Raw genomic sequence first — 723 nt, forward strand, 5'->3', positions numbered from 1 at the left:
CATTACGGCAAGAAAATATGGCAAGACGACGTAGGAAAAAACTTCCCCAAGAACCCATTGAGTGCGAGATATCTGGTGGTTTAAGTCATGAAGGGCGGGGCATTGCCAAGCTTGACGGTAAAACACAGTTTATTGATGCGGCTCTGCCAGGTGAACGTGTCATGGCGCAGTACGTTGAGCAGCGCGGCAAGTTTGATGAACTCAAAACGGTAGAGGTACTCGAAGCGTCGGCTGAACGTGTTACGCCTCCCTGTGCTGCCGCCGAAATTTGTGGTGGTTGTAGTTTGCAGCACATGGATACTGACGCACAGATTCAGTTTAAAGAAGCGACCCTTCGAGATCATTTCAAACATTTTGGGGAGCTTGAGCCCGAAGAGTGGATCGCTCCTATGACTGGGCCAACCCTCGGATATCGGGGTAAGGCAAGACTTGGCGTGCGGTATGTTGCCAAGAAAGAATCCGTGCTGGTGGGTTTCCGAGAAAAGCGCAACAGCTTTCTTGCGGATATGCAGCAATGTGAGGTGCTAAACCCCAAAGTGGGGCATCACCTGCTAGATTTGCGCGAATTGGTTGCAGGTCTCTCAGTTTATCGAGAGCTACCTCAGTTTGAGGTGGCCCTTGGGGAAGACGCTGCTGCGCTTGTGGTGCGTCACATGGCGCCGCTTACCGAGGACGATACCGCTAAGCTGGTTGCTTTTGGGCAGGCACAGGGTTTTCACATCT

General features: G+C 52.0%; 1 pseudogene. It reads left to right on the forward strand.

From position 1 onward, the window contains the following. Positions 1–17: 17 nt before the first annotated feature. Positions 18–723 (forward strand): annotated as a pseudogene (locus tag A3750_RS17170) (23S rRNA (uracil(1939)-C(5))-methyltransferase); the annotation flags it as partial.

It is taken from the genome of Oleiphilus sp. HI0079, from assembly GCF_001635105.1.